The 15,019-nt window shown below is 74.3% G+C and carries 13 protein-coding genes; 7 read left to right on the top strand and 6 right to left on the bottom strand.

What is annotated here, in order from left to right:
- Nucleotides 1-14: 14 nt before the first annotated feature.
- Entirely contained in the window at nucleotides 15-515 is a 501-nt protein-coding gene (gene nrdR, locus ASF47_RS19795; protein WP_056865755.1) for a transcriptional regulator NrdR, read from the bottom strand.
- A gap of 436 nt (nucleotides 516-951) precedes the next feature.
- Between nrdR and ASF47_RS19790 the strand changes: the two genes are divergently transcribed.
- The gene (locus tag ASF47_RS19790) at nucleotides 952-1,971 is read left to right on the top strand and encodes an alcohol dehydrogenase catalytic domain-containing protein (protein ID WP_200919256.1); all 1,020 of its coding nucleotides are present in this window, start codon (nucleotides 952-954) and stop codon (nucleotides 1,969-1,971) included.
- A gap of 4 nt (nucleotides 1,972-1,975) precedes the next feature.
- Here ASF47_RS19790 and ASF47_RS19785 read toward each other — a convergent pair whose 3' ends face one another.
- Nucleotides 1,976-2,479 carry a mismatch-specific DNA-glycosylase gene (locus ASF47_RS19785; RefSeq protein ID WP_056865753.1) on the bottom strand — a complete coding sequence of 168 codons (504 nt, stop codon included), beginning with the start codon at nucleotides 2,477-2,479 and terminating at the stop codon, nucleotides 1,976-1,978.
- A gap of 117 nt (nucleotides 2,480-2,596) precedes the next feature.
- On the opposite strand from ASF47_RS19785, the gene ASF47_RS19780 reads away from it, so the two are divergent.
- Entirely contained in the window at nucleotides 2,597-2,962 is a 366-nt protein-coding gene (locus ASF47_RS19780) for a hypothetical protein (protein ID WP_056865752.1), read from the top strand.
- Nucleotides 2,963-3,099: 137 nt separating this feature from the next.
- On the opposite strand, the gene ASF47_RS21520 is transcribed toward ASF47_RS19780, so the two are convergent.
- Nucleotides 3,100-3,429: a LysM peptidoglycan-binding domain-containing protein gene (locus ASF47_RS21520; RefSeq protein ID WP_056865751.1), complete on the bottom strand. Its 330-nt coding sequence runs from the start codon at nucleotides 3,427-3,429 to the stop codon at nucleotides 3,100-3,102.
- A 370-nt stretch (nucleotides 3,430-3,799) separates the two neighbouring features.
- Here ASF47_RS21520 and lexA point away from each other — a divergent pair, with 370 nt between their 5' ends.
- From lexA to ASF47_RS19755, 4 genes are all read left to right on the top strand, one after another.
- A complete protein-coding gene (gene lexA / locus ASF47_RS19770; protein ID WP_228941141.1) occupies nucleotides 3,800-4,576 on the top strand; it encodes a transcriptional repressor LexA in 777 nt (258 codons plus the stop codon).
- An 86-nt stretch (nucleotides 4,577-4,662) separates the two neighbouring features.
- Entirely contained in the window at nucleotides 4,663-6,360 is a 1,698-nt protein-coding gene (locus ASF47_RS19765; RefSeq protein ID WP_156698079.1) for an MXAN_6640 family putative metalloprotease, read from the top strand.
- A gap of 83 nt (nucleotides 6,361-6,443) precedes the next feature.
- Nucleotides 6,444-8,234, top strand: coding sequence for an alkaline phosphatase D family protein (locus tag ASF47_RS19760; protein ID WP_235558819.1), 1,791 nt, complete (start codon nucleotides 6,444-6,446; stop codon nucleotides 8,232-8,234).
- Nucleotides 8,234-9,559, top strand: coding sequence for an alkaline phosphatase family protein (locus ASF47_RS19755; RefSeq protein ID WP_082500549.1), 1,326 nt, complete (start codon nucleotides 8,234-8,236; stop codon nucleotides 9,557-9,559). Before ASF47_RS19760 ends, ASF47_RS19755 begins: the two co-directional genes overlap by 1 nt.
- A 4-nt stretch (nucleotides 9,560-9,563) precedes the next feature.
- Here the strand turns inward: ASF47_RS19755 and ASF47_RS19750 are convergent, their stop codons facing one another.
- Nucleotides 9,564-11,606 (bottom strand): ATP-dependent DNA helicase, encoded by a 2,043-nt coding sequence (locus ASF47_RS19750; protein ID WP_442937594.1) that lies wholly within the window; start codon nucleotides 11,604-11,606, stop codon nucleotides 9,564-9,566.
- A gap of 108 nt (nucleotides 11,607-11,714) precedes the next feature.
- Between ASF47_RS19750 and ASF47_RS19745 the strand changes: the two genes are divergently transcribed.
- Nucleotides 11,715-12,614, top strand: a complete 900-nt coding sequence (locus ASF47_RS19745) for an alpha/beta fold hydrolase (protein ID WP_056865749.1) — start codon at nucleotides 11,715-11,717, stop codon at nucleotides 12,612-12,614.
- On the opposite strand, the gene ASF47_RS19740 is transcribed toward ASF47_RS19745, so the two are convergent.
- Both ASF47_RS19740 and hflX read right to left on the bottom strand, forming a co-directional pair.
- Nucleotides 12,589-13,317 carry an SGNH/GDSL hydrolase family protein gene (locus ASF47_RS19740; RefSeq protein WP_162242301.1) on the bottom strand — a complete coding sequence of 243 codons (729 nt, stop codon included), beginning with the start codon at nucleotides 13,315-13,317 and terminating at the stop codon, nucleotides 12,589-12,591. The two genes, ASF47_RS19745 and ASF47_RS19740, sit on opposite strands and share 26 nt — an antisense overlap.
- Nucleotides 13,318-13,370: 53 nt before the next feature.
- Nucleotides 13,371-14,927: a GTPase HflX gene (hflX, locus tag ASF47_RS19735; RefSeq protein WP_082500548.1), complete on the bottom strand. Its 1,557-nt coding sequence runs from the start codon at nucleotides 14,925-14,927 to the stop codon at nucleotides 13,371-13,373.
- Nucleotides 14,928-15,019: the final 92 nt, after the last annotated feature.

Raw genomic sequence — 15,019 nt, 5'->3', positions numbered from 1 at the left:
CCGGGCGGTCTGGGTCAGCCCGTGGTGGGCTGGGGGTCGCGCCCCTCGACCAGCTCGGTGAGCTGCTCGGCGCGGTGGGTGCGCAGCTGGGCGATCTCCGCCTCGAAGTCCTCGGCGGACTCGAAGGCCTTGTAGACGCTGGCGAAGCGGAGGTAGGCCACCTCGTCGAGCTCCCGCAGCGGCGCGAGGATGGCCAGCCCAACCTCGTGGGCGGGCACCTCGGCCTGGCCGAGGCCGCGCAGGGCGTCCTCGACGGCCTGGCCGAGGCAGGCCAGGTCGTCCTCGGTGACCGGCCGGCCCTTGCAGGCCTTGCGGGCACCGGCGACGGCCTTCTCGCGGTGGAACGGCTCGGTCGCGCCGGAGCGCTTCACCACGGCGAGCGGCATGAGCTCGACGGTGGTGAACCGCTCCCTGCACGCCAGGCACTGCCGACGCCGGCGCACCGAGCCGCCGTCGTCGCCGACCCGCGAGTCGAGGACCTTGGTGTCGGCGTGGTGGCAGAACGGGCAGTGCACGACAGGTCTCCTCTCGGACGGGTCGAACGGACGGTGCGGGACGGCTGCGGGAGCGTGGCGGCGCGCCTGTGACACCCTCGTCGGGTGGCCAGGAGCTGTGGATAAAGCGGCCGGTCATGTGGAGAACACCGGGCCTGTTGTGAACCATCCACCCCGGCGCTGTGCACTAGATGTGGATAACTACATCCGTGTAAGTACTAGATGTAGGGGAACCGTACGCCCGTCGCGCACACCGCGCAACCTGTCCGGCGTGTCCCGCCGAGTCGCGTCGGGGGCTCCGCCAAACCCGCAGGTCAGCGGGGTGCGAGGGCGGCCGCACGGTGGTCCGTACCGACCGCGGTCCGGGCGTGTCGCGGCTCCACGGGCTCGACGGGGCTCCCCGTCCTGCCGCATGGGGTGAGCCGGTCGGTGCCCCGCTCGGCCTAGCGTCCGTGCCATGAGCGAGACGATGCGAGCCATGGTGGTCAAGGCCAAGAGCCAGGAGTTCACCCTTGAGGAGCGCCCGGTGCCGACCCCGGGACCCGGCGAGGCCGTGGTGAAGGTCGCCGCCTGCGGCGTCTGCCACAGCGACATGTTCGCCCGCGAGGGCGTCTACCCCGGCGTCAGCTTCCCCGTGGTGCCCGGCCACGAGGTCGCCGGCTCCGTGCACAGCCTGGGCGAGGGCGTGCAGGGCTGGAGCGAGGGCCAGCGCGTCGGCGTCGGCTGGTACGGCGGAGCCTGCGGCTGGTGCCGCCCCTGCCGGATGGGCGCACTGATCGCCTGCGAGAACACCCAGATCCCCGGTGTCCAGCGCGACGGCGGCTACGCCGACTACGTGCTGGTGCCCGCCGCGGCCATGGCCGCCATGCCCGAGGAGCTCGCCCCCGAGCTCGCCGCCCCCCTGATGTGCGCGGGCGTCACGACCTACAACGGCCTGCGCCGCACGGGTGCGCGCCCCGGCGACCTGGTCGCCGTGCTCGGCGTCGGCGGCCTGGGCCACCTCGGCGTGCAGTACGCCGCCAAGATGGGCTTCCGCGTCGCCGCCATCGCCCGCGGCACCGAGAAGGCCGACCTCGCCCTGGGCCTGGGCGCGCACACCTACATCGACTCCACCGCCACCGACCCCGGCGAGGAGCTGGCCAAGCTCGGCGGCGCCCGCGTCGTGCTCTCCACCGTCACCAACGGCGAGGCCGTCGCCTCCACCATCCCCGGTCTGGGCGTCGACGGCGAGCTGGTCGTGGTCGGCGCGGCCGAGCAGCCCATCCCCGTGCCGGCCGCCGCCCTCATCCCGATCAACGGCTCCGTGGCCGGTCACGCCTCGGGCACCGCGGCCGACAGCGAGGACACCCTGAACTTCAGCGCCCTCACCGGCGTCGAGGCGCAGATCGAGACCATGCCGCTGGAGCAGGCCAACGAGGCCTACGCCCGGATGATGGCCGGCGACGCGCGCTTCCGGATGGTGCTCACCGTCAACTGAGGACTCAGGCGCGACCGGCCAGCTGGGCCAGCTCGCGCCACCACGCGACGCGCGTGGGCCGACCGTCGTAGTCCCGACGATGGTTGGCCCCGCTCGTCCCGGGCAGCACGAAGACCTGCGCGGTCCCGACGTACCAATCGTGGGCGCCGAGTCGGGGGTGCGCGCGTCGACCCAGCGCACGCGCGGCCTCGTGGGCGACACCCTTGCTGGTGAAGGCCAGCCAGTCGGGCCGCCAGCGCCCCACCTTGGCGACGAGCTCGTCGATCTCGACCCACCGCGGGTCCCAGTGGCCGACCAGGTCGGTGAGGCCGAGACCGAGGGCGGCCACCTCACGGTCCTCCTCCGGCCGCAACCGACGCGGCGAGAGACCGGACAGGTGCACCGACTCCCAGAAGGAGTTGCCGGGCGAGTCGTAGTAGTGCTCCCGGGTGCGGGTCGAGTCGGCGCCGGCCAGGCCGCAGAACACGATCGCCGGCTCCGCGGCCACAATGTCGGGGAGGACCTCCATGCCCCCCACCGTGCCAGCCACCGGGTCAGGGCACCGGGTCAGGGCTCCGGGTCGACGGGCGCGACGCGATGGTGGTGTCGCGCTGCGAAGTCCCTGCCGATCGGACAGAATGAGCCCGTGGCGACAGCGGGCAAGCGAGCGGGCTCGCGCAAGGGCACCCGGGCGCCCCGCCAGCTGCGCCCGCGCCTGCTGGCGCTGGCCCTGGCCGTGACGGCGGCCGTCGTGGCCTGGGGCTACCTCGTCTACGCCGCGATCGACTTCGGCACCGCTGCCCGCGACGGCGACTCCGGCTCCTGGGCGTTCCTCGCCCTGGCCTCGGTCGGGGCCGTGGCGTGTCTCTTCGTCGGCCTCCTGCTGGTGGCACGCCTGCTCCGCGAGCTCGGCATCACCAGCACACCGACCAGCGCCGCCCCGGACGGCGACGGCGAGGACCTCGAGCCGACCGCACCGCGCCCGCCCGGCGGACGCCGCGCGGCGCGCTGACCGGCTGGCAGCACCCCTGGACGGCAGAGGAGGGCGGGCCCGGTGGGGCCCGCCCTCCTGCACCTTCCCCGCTGCTCACCGGCCGGGGTCGAAGCGACCGGTGATGTCGATGGGGGCGCCGACGACGGCGCCCGAGGTCACGCCAGCGGGATGCGCAGACGCTGGCCCGCGGCGACCATGCCGCCGTCGAGGTCGTTGAGCTGCTGGATCTCGGCGATCGTCGAGCGCACGTCACCGTCGTCGGCGACGTCGGCCGCGATGTCCCACAGCGTCTCGCCGGTGCCGACCACGATCACCTCGGTGGGCTGCGCCTGGGAGGTGGCCACCGACCCGGCGGCCAACCACACGCCGACGGCGAGGATGGCCAGGAGCGAGAGCGTGAACACCACGAGTCGCCCACGCCGGGTCAGCCGCACGTGGTGCGTGGCGACACGGGATGCGGCGGGGTGCTGGATCGTGGTGCTCATGGGGACCTCCTGGGGAAGGGGGCGGTCAGCCGTGGGGTGGAGCTCGAGGTGGACGAGGTGATGTCTAGTGGTGACCACCGACAGTCCTGGAGGACCGCCGTCGGGCACCGGATCGACCACACGTTCGATCGAACATGTGTACGACGTTAGATCACGCGTTCGAACAGCACAAGGGGTCGGACGAACATCTGTTCGACCGCCCGTCCGGCACGGAGGCCCGAACCCGCGGGCCTCGGGCGTCGCGAACGGTCCGACACGCCGTTCGAACAGGTGTTTGAAACCCTCGGGGCCTCCTGGCATGGTGAGCACGTCGCCCGACCGGGCGACCAGCGACACCGATCGGTGGCACCGACCAGCGGAGAGGCAGACGATGGCGACCAAGGACACCCGGGGGCGGACCGGGGGCGGTCCCACGGAGGGCCCGACCGACGGCACGGCGGACGGCACGGTGACCGAGCTGCCCGACGGTGCACCCGACGCCACCGGCCTCACCCCGCGGCAGCTGCGGGTGCTGGCCACCATCCGCGACGCGATCGAGAAGCGCGGCTACCCGCCGAGCATGCGCGAGATCGGCAACGCGGTCGGCCTCACCAGCACCTCGAGCGTCGCCCATCAGCTCAAGGTGCTCGAGGAGAAGGGCTTCCTCAAGCGCGACCCCAACCGGCCCCGGGCGCTGGAGGTCTTCCTGCCCGAGGTGATGGCCGCCCGCCGGTCGATCTCGGCGGCCGAGGAGAGCGGTTACGACGAGACCGGTGTCGGCGACTCCGTGCCGGCCGCCACCTACGTCCCGGTCGTCGGCCGGATCGCGGCCGGCGGCCCGATCCTGGCCGAGGAGCAGGTGCAGGACGTCTTCCCCCTGCCCAAGCAGCTCGTCGGCGAGGGGCAGCTCTTCCTGCTCGAGGTCGTGGGCGACTCGATGATCGACGCGGCGATCTGCAGCGGCGACTACGTCGTCATCCGCAAGGAGCAGACCGCCGACAACGGCACCATCGTCGCCGCCCTCATCGACGGCGAGGCGACGGTGAAGACCCTGCAGCGCAAGAACGGCCAGGTCTGGCTGCTGCCGCACAACGAGGCCTACGACCCGATCGACGGCACCCACGCCACGATCCTGGGCGTCGTCACCGCGGTCCTGCGCAGCGTCTAGCCCGCCGCCGCACCCACCCGGGGTGTCGGCGACCCGTGAGAGCCTGGAGCGAGAGCCGGAACCCTCGACCCACTGGAGTGCCCGACGTGCGCCTTCGTCCCCTGTCCGCCCTGCTCCTCGCGGGCGCCCTGTCCGTCTCGACCCTGACGGTCTCGGCCCTGCCCGGCACGGCCGTCGCCGCCCCCCGGGTCGACCTGCCCGAGGTCCCTGGGCTCCCTGGGCTCCCTGGGCTGCCCGGTGCGGACGGGACCGAGACGCCGGACGAGCACGCCCTCGCGGCCCTCGCAGTGGTCGAGACGCTGGTCGACCCGGCGACCAGCCCCGCGGAGGCCCAGCAGACCCTCACGCAGGCCGGCGAGGCCGACCTCACGGGGGCGCTGCGCGACCTCGCGCTGAGCATGGACGCCCTCTCCCCCGCCGACCGCGCGGAGGCCGCGGCCTACCTCGCCCGGCCGACCGACAGGCGCGGCGACGGCTACCTCGACTACGAGGGCGACACCGTGCAGCGCGTCTGCACCGACGACCTGTGCGTGCACTACGTCGTCGGCGGCGCCTCGGGCAACAACGTGCCGGCCAAGGACGCGAGCGGGGGCGCCGGTGGTGCGGGCAACGGCGTCCCGGACTACGTCGACTTCGCCCTCTCGACCCTCCAGGACGTGCACGACACCTACGCCGGCGCGGGCTACCGCACGCCGCTGCCCGACGGCGCCAAGGGCGGCGACGCCCGCACCGACGTCTACCTCGGCGACGTCGGCAGCATGAGCTTCTACGGCTACTGCACCTCCGACGACGACGTGCCCGACGACGCGCGCGCCGTGCCCGCCTACTGCGTGCTCGACAACGACTACCGCACCGGGCAGTTCCCCACGAACCTGCCGACCGAGAACCTCCAGGTGACCGCGGCGCACGAGTACTTCCACGCCGTCCAGTACGCCTACGACGCCGGCGAGGACGGCTGGCTCATCGAGGCCACCGCCACCTGGGCCGAGGACGAGCTCTTCGACTCGGTGAACGACAACGTGCAGTACCTCGCCGACAGCCCGCTCTCCCACCCGCGGCAGTCGATGGACCGCGACGAGGACCTCGCGGTCTACGGCGACTGGATCTTCTTCCGCCACCTCACCGAGCGCCACCCCGCCGCGGTCGGCGGACTGCCCGTGCTGGTGCGCAAGATCTGGGAGCGCGCCGGCGCCGCCGCCGGCGACCGTGACGAGTACTCCACCCAGGCCGTCGAGCAGGTGCTGCGCCGCCAGCACGACGTGTCCCTGAGCGAGTCCTTCGCCCGCTTCGCCGACGCCAACCTGCGCCCCGGCCGCGCCTACGCCGAGGGCAGGGCGCAGTCCTACCCCAAGGCCCCCCTGTGGAAGCGCACGACCCTGACGGGCTCGAAGCGCTCCGTGGGCGCCCAGCAGGTCTACCTCGACCACCTCAGCAGCGCCAGCCAGCGCTTCACCCCGGGTGCCGGCCTCGGGGGCGGCTGGCGGCTCCGGCTGTCCCTCGACCTGCCGTCTCCGACGCGGGGCTCCGCGGCGGTCGTCACCGTCGTGCCCACCTCCGGCACGCCCTCGACCCGGGTCCTGCGGCTGGACCGCGCCGGTGACGCCGCCACCCGGGTCGGCTTCTCCTCGGCCCGCACCTCCTACGTCGAGGTCACGCTGGTCAACGCCAGCACCCGCTACCGCAACTGCAGCAACGGCGGGACGAGCACGTGGCCCTGCGGTGGTCGCCCGGTCGACGACGGCCTCCGCTCCACCCTCACCGGGCGGGTCGTCCCTGCCGGGTGACGGGACCGCGCCCGGCAGGTGAACGATCGGTGCGGGTCGCGGCGAGGCCGTCACGGCGCCGCCGCCGCGTCGTTGAACGCGTCGTGACCACGAGCGACACCGCCCCGCAGCCCTCCCGCGACACCGGCCCGACCGGCCCGACCGGCCCGACCGCCCCGACCGCGACCGTTCCGGCTCCGCGCCGGCGTACGGTCCTGGCCGGGGGCGCGGTCGGCGTCGGCGCCCTCGGCCTGCGCGTCGGCGCCGACCGCGCCACCGCGGCCCCCTCGCGGCCCGCGGCCCGCCGCGCCCGCGTCTTCCGCCACGGGGTCGCCTCCGGCGACCCGCTGCCCGACGCCGTGGTGCTGTGGACCCGGGTCACCCCGACCCCGGGCAGCACCCCCGGCTCGGGCCGGGGCCCCTCCGTCGAGGTGGTCTGGGAGGTCGCCACCGACCCCCGCTTCCGCCGCGTGGTGCGCCGCGGCCGCGTGCGCACCGGGCCCAGCCGCGACCACACCGTCAAGGTCGACGCCACCGGCCTGCGCCCGTCGACCGAGTACTACTACCGCTTCCGCCTCGACGGCCAGGCCAGTCGCACCGGTCGCACCCGCACCGCTCCCGCGCCCCAGGCCTCCCCCGACCACCTCCGCTTCGGCGTGGTGTCGTGCGCCAACCTCCAGGCCGGCTTCTTCTCCGCCTACCGCGGGCTCGCCGCGCGCGAGGACCTGCACGCGATCATGCACCTCGGCGACTACCTCTACGAGTACGGTCCCGGCGAGTACGGCATGGGCGCCGACAACGTCGACGTGCGCCGCCACGTGCCCGACCACGAGATGGTCTCGCTGGCCGACTACCGCCAGCGCCACGCGCAGTACAAGCAGGACCCCGACCTCCAGGACGCCCACGCCCGCTACGCCTGGATCGTCACCTGGGACGACCACGAGGTCACCAACGACCAGTGGCGGGGCGGGGCGGAGAACCACACCCCCGGCACCGGCGAGGGCGGTGAGGGCGACTACCGGCGCCGGCGGGCCCGCGCGCACCGCGCCTACGACGAGTGGATGCCCGTGCGCATGGACGGCACGGCCGCGCTGGGCGACGGCGCCCGGCTCTTCCGGCGGCTGCGCTTCGGCACGCTGCTGGAGATCAGCATGCTCGACCTGCGCACCTACCGCGACCAGCAGGTGGCCACGCCGGCGGTCGACCCGGCCGTGAGCGACCCCGACCGCACGATCACGGGCGCGCGCCAGATGGCCTGGCTCAAGGACTCCCTGAGCCGCGACCACCGGCCGCAGTGGAAGGTCATCGGCAACCCGGTGATGATCGCGCCAGTGACCTTCGCCGACCTGCCCGACGCGCTGGTCCAGCCGGTCAACGACGTGACGGGGCTGCTGCCCGGCGACGGTGCGCCCTACAACGTCGACCAGTGGGACGGCTACACCGCCGACCGCCGTGAGGTGCTGACCCACCTCGACGACCACCAGGTGAAGGACACCGTGTTCCTCACCGGCGACATCCACTCCGCCTGGGCCTGCGAGCTGCCGCTCGACACCTCCACCTACCCGGTGGTCGGCGACTCCCTGGGTGTGGAGTTCGTGTGCACCTCGGTGACCTCCAACAACCTCAAGGACATCACCGGCACCCCGCCGGACACCACCTCCACCCTGGTCGAGCAGGTCATCCTGGCCAACAACCGCCACATCAAGTACCTCGACTTCGACGACCACGGCTTCTCGGTCCTCGACGTCACCCCCGCCCGCGCCCAGATGGACTGGTACGTCATCGGGGCCCGCGACGACCGCGACACCGCGATCACCTGGTCGGTCTCCTTCGCCACCGCCGCCGGCACCAGCCGGATCGAGCAGGTCGACGCCCCCGTCGGGGGTGACGCCTGATGTGCACAACCACCCCCCACGCCGACCACCACGACAGCCACGAGGAGCGCCCCTTCGCCCGCGGCCTCGGCGAGCTGCGCACCGGTCGGCGTACGGCGATCACGGCCGGCGCCGCCGGACTGCTCTTCTCCACCCTCGCCGGCACGCAGGTCGCCCGGGCCGCCGGCGGGGCCGACACCCGCAGGCGGGCCTACGTGATCGTCGTCGACGGCTGCCGGCCCGAGGAGATCGACAGCGGCCTGACCCCGAACCTCCACGCCCTCCGCGAGGGCGGACTGCGCTTCCCGCGCGCCTCCTCCATGCCGGTCATGGAGACCATCCCCAACCACGTGATGATGATGACCGGCCAGCGCCCCGACCGCACCGGCGTGCCGGCCAACGCGATCCTCGACCGCGAGCTCGGCGCGATCCGCGACATGGACCGCGCCAGCGACATCAAGGTGCCGACGGTGATCGAGCGGCTCAACCGCCGCGGCCTGCGCACGGGAACGGTGCTGTCGAAGGAGTACCTCTACGGCGTCTTCGGCGAGCGCGCCACCCACCGCTGGGAGCCGATGCCGATCGTCCCGGTGGCCGGCTACGCCCCCGACGTCTTCACCATGCAGGCCACGCTCGCGATGCTGGAGGAGTTCGACCCGCACCTGGTCTTCGTCAACCTCGGCGACATCGACCGCTTCGGCCACTCCGACCTCACCGGCACGACCCTCCAGCTCGCGCGCCGCACCGCACTGGCGGCCACCGACGCCCTGGTCGGTCGGTTCGTCGAGGAGCTCAAGAGCTCGGGGCGCTGGGAGCACTCGATGCTCGTCGTGCTCGCCGACCACTCGATGGACTGGTCGCTGCCCACCCAGGTCGTCTCGCTGCAGGCCCCGCTCGAGGCCGACCCCTTCCTCGCCGGCAAGGTCGTCATCGCCGACAACGGCGGCGCCGACCTCGTCTACTGGACCGGTCCGTCGAGCCAGCGCGCCGAGGCCGTACGCCGCATCCGCGCGATCGCGGAGGAGGCCGAGGGCGTGCTGAAGGCATGGGACCGCCGCGCCGGGTGGCTGCGCCTGGGCCCCGAGGCCGGCGACGTCGTGGTCTTCTGCCGGGCGGGGTGGCGCTTCAGCGACCCCGACCCGCTGACCTCGAACCCGATCCCCGGCAACCACGGCCACCCGGCCACCCGGGCCATCCCGTTCTTCCTCGCCGGCGGCCACCCGCGGGTGCCGCGGGGGAAGGCGTCCTCGGCCCACGCCCGCACCCTCGACGTGGCTCCCACCGTGGCGTCGTTCTTCGGGCTGCCGTCGGGCGCGGCGCTCTACGAGGGTCGCGCCCGGATCTGAGCCCTCAGCCGGCGGCGAGGCGCGCGAGGGCCTTGCGGACCACGGCCGGGTCGGTCGTGGTCCACATCGGCGGCAGGCTGGCCTTGAGGAAGCCGCCGTAGCGGGCGGTGGCCAGCCGGGGGTCGAGCACGGCCACGACGCCGCGGTCGCTGGTGGTGCGGATCAGCCGGCCGGCGCCCTGGGCCATGAGCAGGGCGGCGTGGGTGGCGGCGACCTGCATGAAGCCGTTGCCGCCGGCCTTGTCGGCGGCGCGCTGCCGGGCGCTCATCAGCGGGTCGTCGGGCCGCGGGAAGGGGATCCGGTCGATGAGCACGAGCTGGCAGGTCTCGCCGGGCACGTCGAGGCCCTGCCACAGCGTGAGCGTGCCGAAGAGGCAGGTGTGGGGGTCGGAGACGAACTGCTTGGCCAGCTCGGGCAGCTGGGCGTCGCCCTGCGCCAGCGTGGTCAGGTGCGGCAGCCGCTCGCGCACCGCCTCGGCCGCGGCCTCGGCGGCCCGGCGGCTGGAGAAGAGCCCGAGGGTGCGGCCGTCGGCGGCGTCGACGAGGTCGACGATCTCGTCGAGCTGGGCCTTAGCGAGCCCGTCGCGACCCGGGGGCGGCAGGTGGCGGGCGACGTAGAGGATCGCCTGCTGGCCGTAGTCGAAGGGGCTGCCGACGTCGATCCCGCGCCAGGGCAGCGCCCCCGAGCCGGTGACGTCGCTGCCGACGTCGACGCGCTCGGAGGGCTTGAGGCCCACGCCGGTCGCGACGTTGGCGAAGTCGCCGCCGAGCATGAGGGTGGCGCTGGTGAAGACCACCGTCTTCTCCGAGAGCAGCTTGTCGCGCATCGGGCCCCACACCTGCAGCGGCGCGACGTGGAGCCGCGGGGGGATGCGCGAGGCACCGGCCTGGCCGCCCTCGTTGAGCCAGAGCACGTCGTGCTCGGAGAGACCCGCCATCCGCTCGGCGGTGGTGAAGACCTCCTGCACCGAGCCGCGGGCCTGCGCGCGCCCGGCGTCGCCGCCCTCGCCGGCCTCCTTCTGCTCGCGGGGGTAGGCCGACAGGCAGGTGCGCGCGGCGTCGCGCACCAGCTCGAGGGCGTCGCCGAGCTGCTGCGGCAGCTGCTCGAAGCGCCCCGGGGTGGCGGCGTCCATGGCGTCGCGCAGCGCGCCGGCGGCGTCGGCGAGGTCGTCGGCCTCGCTGCCGTCGACCCAGCGCTGGGAGCGGCGCGCGGCGCGCTCGACGTCGCCGACGGCCAGCTCGTCGGTGGCGGCCTGGGTGACCCGGGCGGTGAGCTCGTGGGCCTCGTCGATGACCACCGCGTCGTAGTCGGGGATCATCGGCACGCCCTCGATGGCGTCGATGGCCAGCAGCGAGTGGTTGGTGACGATGAGGTGGGAGCGCTGGGCCTTCTCGCGCGCGAGCTCGACGAAGCACTCCTGGCCGAAGGGGCACTTGCTGGCGCCCAGGCAGTCACGGTGGCCCACGCTGACCTGGCGCCACTCGCGGTCGGTGTGGCGCGGCGCGGCGTCGCGCTCCCCCGACCCGCCCTGCTCGGCCTCCTCCTCGGCCCAGGCCCGCAGCTCGAGGACCTTCTGGCCCATCGAGCCCTCGGGCATCTGCACCAGCGCGCCCTGGTCGTCGGGCACCCCCTCGCGGATGCGGTGGAGGCAGGCGTAGTTGGAGCGGCCCTTGAGCACGGCGTAGGAGGTGTCGATGCCGGGCTGGTCCTTGACCGCCTCGACCAGGCGGGGCAGGTCGCGCTCCACGAGCTGGTGCTGGAGGGCCAGGGTGGCGGTGGCGACGACCACCCGGCCGTCGTGGACCAGGGACGGCACGAGGTAGCCCAGCGACTTGCCCGTGCCGGTGCCGGCCTGGACGAGCAGGTGCTCCTCCGACTCCAGCGCGCGCGAGACGGCCTCGGCCATCTGCACCTGGCCCGCCCGCTCCTGCCCGCCGAGCGCGGCCACGGCCGCCGACAGCACCCGGGTGACCGCGCGGGCGTCGCCGGGGCTCGCGGCGGGCGCCGCGGGGGCGGTCTGGCTGGGGGCGGGGGTCTGCGGCACCAGAGAACCCTAACCGCGCTCGCCGACAGCCCGACGGGCCCCGAGCGGCAGCGGTGGAGAACCCCCGTCGGGCCGGGGCCGCACCGGCGCCGCACCACCTAGGCTGCCGAGGTGGACACCCTCACCGACACCCTGACGCTGGCCGACGGCCGCACCCTGGAGCACCTCACCGGCGGCGACCCCGACGGCTTCCCGTGGCTCTACCACTCCGGCTCCCCCAGCGCGGCCGTCGCCTACGCCCCCGTCGACGAGGCCGCGCGCCGGGCGGGGCTGCGCCTGATCACCTTCTCCCGGGCCGGCTACGGCGGCTCGAGCCCCCGGCGCGCCGAGCAGGGCCCGCCGCGCATGGCCGACGACGTCGCCGACGCCGTCGAGCTGCTCGAGCACCTCGGCGTCGACGAGCTGGTGACCCTCGGCTGGTCGGGCGGCGGGCCGCGCGCCCTGGCCACCGCGGCGCTGCTGCCCGGGCGCTGCCGGGCCGCGGCCACCCTGGCCGGGGTGGCGCCGCACGACGGCGCAGGGCTCGACTGGTCGGCGGGCATGGCCCCGGAGAACGTCGCGGAGTACACCGCGGCCGCCGCGGGGCCCGAGGCCTACGCCGCCTACCTCGAGCGCGAGTTCCTGCCGGTGCTCCAGGCCTCCCCCGCCGACCTCACCGAGGCCATGGGCGGTCTGCTCACCCCCGTCGACCAGGCGGCCCTCGACGACACCTACGCCGAGTGGCTGGCCGAGACCTTCCGCCGCGCCGGCGCCCAGGGCGTGGTCGGGGTGCGCGACGACGGCCTGGCCTGCGTCGCGCCGTGGGGCTTCGACCTGGCCTCGATCACCGTGCCGGTGGCGGTCTGGCAGGGCCGCGAGGACGCGATGGTCCCCTACGCCCACGGCGCGTGGCTGGCCGAGCACGTGCCCGGCGCGCGGGCGCACCTCTTCGAGGACGAGGGCCACCTGTCGCTGGTGGCGCGCCTCGACGAGGTGCTGGTCGACCTCACCGGGCTGGCGGGCCTGCGCTGAGCGCCGCGGCGACGTGGTCGCCGAAGACCCGGTGGCCCTCGGGCGTGAGGTGCAGCCGGTCGGGCAGGTAGGTCAGGTCGAGGCCCGAGGTCGCGACGTACGCCGCTCCGTGCGCGCGGGCCAGCTCGCCCAGCAGCGCGTCGACGCGGGGCACCGCGGCGGCGCGCTCGGGCGCGAGCGGCGGGCCGACCACGACCACGCGGTGGCCCTCGAGACCGGCCAGCAGCCGCTCGAAGCCGGCCGCGATCTCGCCCGAGGGCTGGTCGACGTCGTTGAGGCCGCCCTCGAGCACCACGACGGCGTCGTCGGCGCCGGCGGGGTCGTCGGCGGCGAGGCGGGCCAGCGCCTCGGGGGCGCGGCGGTCGTAGGCGACCCGGGCGCCGCAGGAGGAGGCACCGGGGCTGAAGCCGGAGCCGGAGAAGCCCGCCACGTGCACCTCGCCGGGCAGCCGGGCGGGCCACGACGTGGTGAGGTCGTCGAGGCCGAGGCCGGCGGAGTAGGAGTCACCCACGACGAGCACCGGCGCGCCGCTGCCGGAGACGGCCGCGGCGCGGGCGGCCGACTGCGCGGCGAAGGTCTCGCAGCGCGAGGCGCCCTCACCGGTCGCGCCGGCCCCCAGCCACAGCGGCAGCGTCGCCACGACGGCGCCGAGCCCGGCCACGCCGGCGAGCAGGCGCCGACGGCGCGTCCCGAGGATCCCCACGCGACCAGGGTGCGGCACGACCCGGGGGCCGCGCAGCACATCGGGACCGGTCGTTACCCGATCGTGGCGGTGCCGACGCCCGCGTCGAGGAGGTAGGGCGCGAGCTCGCCGGCCAGCGCCTCGGTCGCGCGGCCGCGCACGAGGGACCCGTCGGCGGTGTGCTCGATGCTGTCGATCTCGCCCTCCTGGTGCAGCCGGTTGACCAGGTCGCCCCGGTCGTAGGGCAGCAGCGCCTCGAAGGCGACCTCCGGGTGGGGCAGCTCGGCCTCGATCACGGCCAGGGCCTCGGCGATGCCCTCGCCGGTGCGGGCGGAGACGACCACGGAGTGGGGCTCACGGGCCCGCAGCCGGGCGATGACCATGGGGTCGGCCGCGTCGGCCTTGTTGATGACCACCAGCTCGGGCACGTCGCCGGCGTCGATCTCGGCCAGCACCTCCCGCACGGCGGCCAGCTGGCCCTCGGGGTCGGGGTGGGAGCCGTCGACGACGTGGAGCAGCAGGTCGGCGTCGGCCACCTCCTCCAGCGTGGAGCGGAAGGACTCGACCAGCTGGTGGGGCAGGTGGCGCACGAAGCCGACGGTGTCGCTCATCGTGTAGACGCGACCGTCGGAGGTGGTGGTGCGGCGCGTGGTCGGGTCGAGGGTGGCGAAGAGGGAGTCCTCGACGAGCACGCCGGCGCTGGTGAGCCGGTTGAGCAGGGAGGACTTGCCGGCGTTGGTGTAGCCGGCGATCGCGACCGCGGGGATCTGGTGGCGCTTGCGGTCGGCCCGCTTGGTGTCGCGGGTGCCCTTCATCTCCTTGAGCTCGCGACGCAGCTTGGCGATCTTGGTGTTGATGCGGCGGCGGTCGGTCTCGATCTTGGTCTCACCCGGACCGCGACCACCGATGCCGGCACCGGCGGCGACCCGGCCACCGGCCTGGCGCGAGAGGTTGCCACCCCAGCCGCGCAGGCGCTGCTTCATGTAGTTGAGCTGGGCAAGCTCGGTCTGGGCCTGGCCCTCCTTGGACTTCGCGTGCTGGGCGAAGATGTCGAGGATCAGCGCCGTGCGGTCGACGACCTTGACCTTGAGCCGGTCCTCGAGGTTCCTCAGCTGGCTGGGGGCCAGCTCGCCGTCGCAGATGACGGTGTCGGCGCCGGTGGCCGCGACGATCTCCTTGAGGCCCTCCACCTTGCCGCGACCGACGTACGTCGCCGGGTCGGGCGACTGGCGACGCTGGTAGATCGCGTCGAGGACCTCCGAGCCCGCGGTCTCGGCCAGCAGCGCCAGCTCGGCCATGGAGTTCTCGGCGTCCTGGGTGGTGCCCTCGGTCCACACCCCGACCAGCACGACGCGCTCGAGGCGCAGCTGGCGGTACTCGACCTCGGTGATGTCCTCGAGCTCGGTGCGCAGGCTGGCCACGCGGCGCAGCTGGTGGCGCTCGGCGAGGTCCATGGCGCCCGTGGTGGGGTCGTCCTCCGGGTCGGGCCCGTCGGCGGCGTAGCCCGACTCGACGTCGGGGTCCTCCCAGTCGGCCGTCTCGGCCAGCGCGGAATCGAGCTCGGAGTCGAGCCCGGAGTCGAGGTCGGGCTCGAGGTCGGAGTCGAGGGTGAGGTCGTGTGCGTGGGTCATATGCCTCCAGGGTAGGTGTGGGGGAACAACACCGCGAGCGGGTTTACTCCCCCGGCCGCACCGGATCCGCCCACCGGCGCCCGCGCTGCGCG

This window comes from Nocardioides sp. Leaf285, from assembly GCF_001422955.1.
GTDB lineage: Bacteria > Actinomycetota > Actinomycetes > Propionibacteriales > Nocardioidaceae > Nocardioides > Nocardioides kribbensis.
This window is presented reverse-complemented; position numbering and strand designations above follow the sequence as displayed.

What these genes read in the sequence shown, in the direction of transcription:
- ASF47_RS19755 (WP_082500549.1), top strand. Translation starts at nt 8,234, where the DNA reads ATGTGCACAACCACCCCCCACGCCGACCACCACGACAGCCACGAGGAG.
- ASF47_RS19785 (WP_056865753.1), bottom strand. Translation starts at nt 2,479, where the DNA reads ATGGAGGTCCTCCCCGACATTGTGGCCGCGGAGCCGGCGATCGTGTTC.
- lexA (WP_228941141.1), top strand. Translation starts at nt 3,800, where the DNA reads ATGGCGACCAAGGACACCCGGGGGCGGACCGGGGGCGGTCCCACGGAG.
- ASF47_RS21520 (WP_056865751.1), bottom strand. Translation starts at nt 3,429, where the DNA reads ATGAGCACCACGATCCAGCACCCCGCCGCATCCCGTGTCGCCACGCAC.
- hflX (WP_082500548.1), bottom strand. Translation starts at nt 14,927, where the DNA reads ATGACCCACGCACACGACCTCACCCTCGACTCCGACCTCGAGCCCGAC.
- ASF47_RS19790 (WP_200919256.1), top strand. Translation starts at nt 952, where the DNA reads ATGAGCGAGACGATGCGAGCCATGGTGGTCAAGGCCAAGAGCCAGGAG.